We start from the raw sequence: 2,815 nt of genomic DNA on the forward strand, positions 1-2,815 counted from the left end.
CTTCGGTTCGGTGCCGCTCGGTCGGACGAGCAGCCACGACCCGTCTTCGAGCAGGATTTTGAAGCCGTCCTTCGTCACCATGTCGGCCACGTCCTTGCCCGCGACTTCCTCGGGGAGTTCCGTTTCGAGGTCGGAGAGAACGCGTTCCTTTTGGTCGTCAGGGCAGTCGAGGCTGACTTTGTTCTGGTGAATCTCGCCGAACTCGTCGAGCAGGTCGTCCACGCGGTCGTCGAACGGACGTTCGTGCGCGACTGCGGCGGCGAGGAGCGCCATGAGGACGCCGTCCTTCTCCCGCACGTGGCCGCGAATGGTGAACCCGCCGCTCTCCTCGCCGCCGATGAGCGCGTCGTGTTCGCCCATCGACTCCGCGAGCCACTTGAATCCGACCGGCGTCTCGTGGACTTCCTCGCCGTGTTCCTCGGCGATACGGTCGATGAGGAAGGTGGTCGAGACGGAGCGCACCGCGGAACCCGAATCGTCTTCGAGCAGATACTCGTACAGCGCGGCGAAGACGAGGTTTTCGTCCAGATAGCCTCGTTCCGGCGTCACAACGGCGATCCTGTCGGCGTCTCCGTCGTTGGCGATACCGAGGTCCGCGTCGCCGTCCTCGACCGCTTCGATGAGGTCGTGGAGGTTTTCCTCGCTCGGCTCGGGAGGTGTGCCGCCGAATTCCGGGTCCTGATCGCAGTTGAGTCGTTCGACACTCGCACCGGCGTCTTCGAGGAGTCGGTCGGTGATACCTCGGCCGCTGCCGTGCATGGCGTCGTAGACGACCGAGAAGCCGTCGAAGTCGGCGTCCACGAGGTCGAAAGCGTGTTTTTCGTAGGGTTCGACGAGGTCCTCCTCGCTGACGGACCCGTACTCCGATTCGGGGAGGGGATCGGGTTCGGCGAGTCGGGCCATGATCTCGTCGGTGACTTCGGGGAGGGCGGGTGCGCCGTCCGACGGGATGAACTTCACGCCGTTGTACTCCGGCGGGTTGTGGCTCGCGGTTATCATCAGGCCGCCCGCGAGGTCGCGGTCCACCAAGGTCCACGCGAGGATCGGCGTCGGTGTGTCGCGTTCGGCGACGAGTACGTCGAACCCGTTCGCGGCGAGGACGCGACAGAGGTCTTCCGCGAACCCGCGTGAGGTATCGCGGGCGTCATAGCTGATCGCGACCGTTTCTCCCGCTCGGTCTTCGACCTCGCGGAGGTAGTCGGCGACTGCTTGGCCGACGATCTGCACGCGCGGGGAGGTGAACTCGTCGAGCGTCGCGCGCCAACCGTCGGTTCCGAACGAAATCGGCGTGTCCATACATCGTTCGTCATCGGGGATGTCGAAAAAACCACCGTGTCGAAGTTTGACACAGAAGTGGCAAGCATGCAACCAAAGTGTGCTTTCGGAAATCGCCTTGTACGCTCCACCCGAGTTCGTTCCCACGAGACGAATGTGAACCGGAACTCAGTCGGAGTGGAACACGCCGGTTAAACGTTCTCGGTTCCAAGGTGTCCGATAATGCAACGGACACCGAATGTCATCGCGGTATGCGGCAGCATGCGCGATGGCAGTCACACACGAACCGCTTTGAAACACGTCCTCGATGCCGCGGAAGCGGAAGGCGCGGAGACGGAACTCATCGACCCGCGCGAGTACGACCTCCCCATCTTTGACCCGGACGAGGAAGAACCGGAAGACGCCGTCGAGATCAAGCGGAAGATCCGGGAAGCCGACTCGGTCATCATCGGCAGTCCGGTCTACCACGGCTCGTACACTTCCACGTTTCGGAACATCCACGACTACTGTAGCTTCGACGAGTTCGAGGACACCACGGTCGGCCTGCTCGCGGTCGCCGGTGGCGGTTCCTACGGAAGCACGCTCGATCACATGCGGATCACGGTCCGCGGCGTCCACGGCTGGGTACTCCCGCACCAAGTCGGTATTCGGAACGCATACGAGCAGTTCGACGATGGCGAGTTCGTCGATGGTGATTTGGAAGAGCGCGTCCGAAAGCTGGGCGAGCAGGCGGCCAAATACGCCTTCCTCGACCCCGACGTGACTTCATCGGAAGCGGACGAGGAGCGAGCGGACGAAGCCGCCGCTGACGACTGAAAAACGATCTCGAACTGCGAACCACTCTACGAACTACTCTATCAACCGCTCTTTCTGTTTACGGCTGAACTGCTTGATCCGATATTCGCGGGACATCGCGTCGGATTTCGAGTCGAATCGCTCGGTGTAGCGGAGCGTGACGGGAGTTCTTCCGCGGGTGTATTTCGCCCCGTTTCCGGCGTCGTGTTCGGCGACTCGACGAGTGACGTCGGTCGTGTACCCCGTGTAAAAAGTGCCGTCACTGCATTCGACGACGTACACCCAATGGTCGGTCACACCTGACAGGCTTCGCGTGGTTCTTCTTCGTCCTGTCGATTCCGCCCGGGCCGCCACAGTGGGCTATACTTTTTGCGCACGCTCTCGTGCCACCTCGGCGATACCTGCGTTCGCCGAGCAAGCAGGGCAAGCGCGGATGTAACCGGATTCGTCAGCGAAGACGCGCGCAAATCGTTCCGAGACATGCGCGCCACAGTGGTCACAGTTTGGCATGCTGTCAGCCGACGATTGGTCGTCGGCATCCAGTGCTTCGATTCGAGCGCGTAAATATGCTTTCCAAATTCCGACCCAAATTCGTGAATAGCGAATATTTGTTTTCCCAACAGAGAAAAAGAAATTGAAAAGCAAGACACAACTACCAATATATAAGATGAGGTTTTGGAATCGAGAAATGCGGTTCGGGACCTCCCAATTTCCGGTGGAGTTCAGTGGCCGTCCAACGTTTGCT

Annotated in this window: 4 protein-coding genes; 1 reads left to right on the plus strand and 3 read right to left on the minus strand. The window is 60.7% G+C overall.

The window, feature by feature from the left end; all coding sequences use genetic code 11:
* Positions 1–1,296: phosphoglucomutase/phosphomannomutase family protein (locus tag WBV42_RS11115; protein WP_423986090.1), on the minus strand; the 1,296-nt coding region annotated here is incomplete at its 3' end.
* A 201-nt stretch (positions 1,297–1,497) separates the two neighbouring features.
* Between WBV42_RS11115 and WBV42_RS11120 the strand changes: the two genes are divergently transcribed.
* Complete coding sequence (locus WBV42_RS11120) at positions 1,498–2,091, plus strand: NADPH-dependent FMN reductase (RefSeq protein WP_423986091.1); 594 nt, start codon at positions 1,498–1,500, stop codon at positions 2,089–2,091.
* A 33-nt stretch (positions 2,092–2,124) separates the two neighbouring features.
* Here the strand turns inward: WBV42_RS11120 and WBV42_RS11125 are convergent, their stop codons facing one another.
* Both WBV42_RS11125 and WBV42_RS11130 read right to left on the minus strand, forming a co-directional pair.
* Positions 2,125–2,367 carry a GIY-YIG nuclease family protein gene (locus WBV42_RS11125; RefSeq protein ID WP_423986092.1) on the minus strand — a complete coding sequence of 81 codons (243 nt, stop codon included), beginning with the start codon at positions 2,365–2,367 and terminating at the stop codon, positions 2,125–2,127.
* A 63-nt stretch (positions 2,368–2,430) separates the two neighbouring features.
* Positions 2,431–2,580 (minus strand): DUF7563 family protein, encoded by a 150-nt coding sequence (locus WBV42_RS11130; protein WP_423743696.1) that lies wholly within the window; start codon positions 2,578–2,580, stop codon positions 2,431–2,433.
* Positions 2,581–2,815 lie beyond the last annotated feature (235 nt).

It is taken from the genome of Haladaptatus sp., from assembly GCF_049589095.1.
Taxonomy (GTDB): Archaea; Halobacteriota; Halobacteria; order Halobacteriales; family Haladaptataceae; genus Haladaptatus.

Excerpts from the sequence above, each read along its gene's own strand:
- WBV42_RS11120 (WP_423986091.1), top strand. The coding sequence starts at position 1,498 with ATGCAACGGACACCGAATGTCATCGCGGTATGCGGCAGCATGCGCGAT.
- WBV42_RS11130 (WP_423743696.1), bottom strand. The coding sequence starts at position 2,580 with ATGCCAAACTGTGACCACTGTGGCGCGCATGTCTCGGAACGATTTGCG.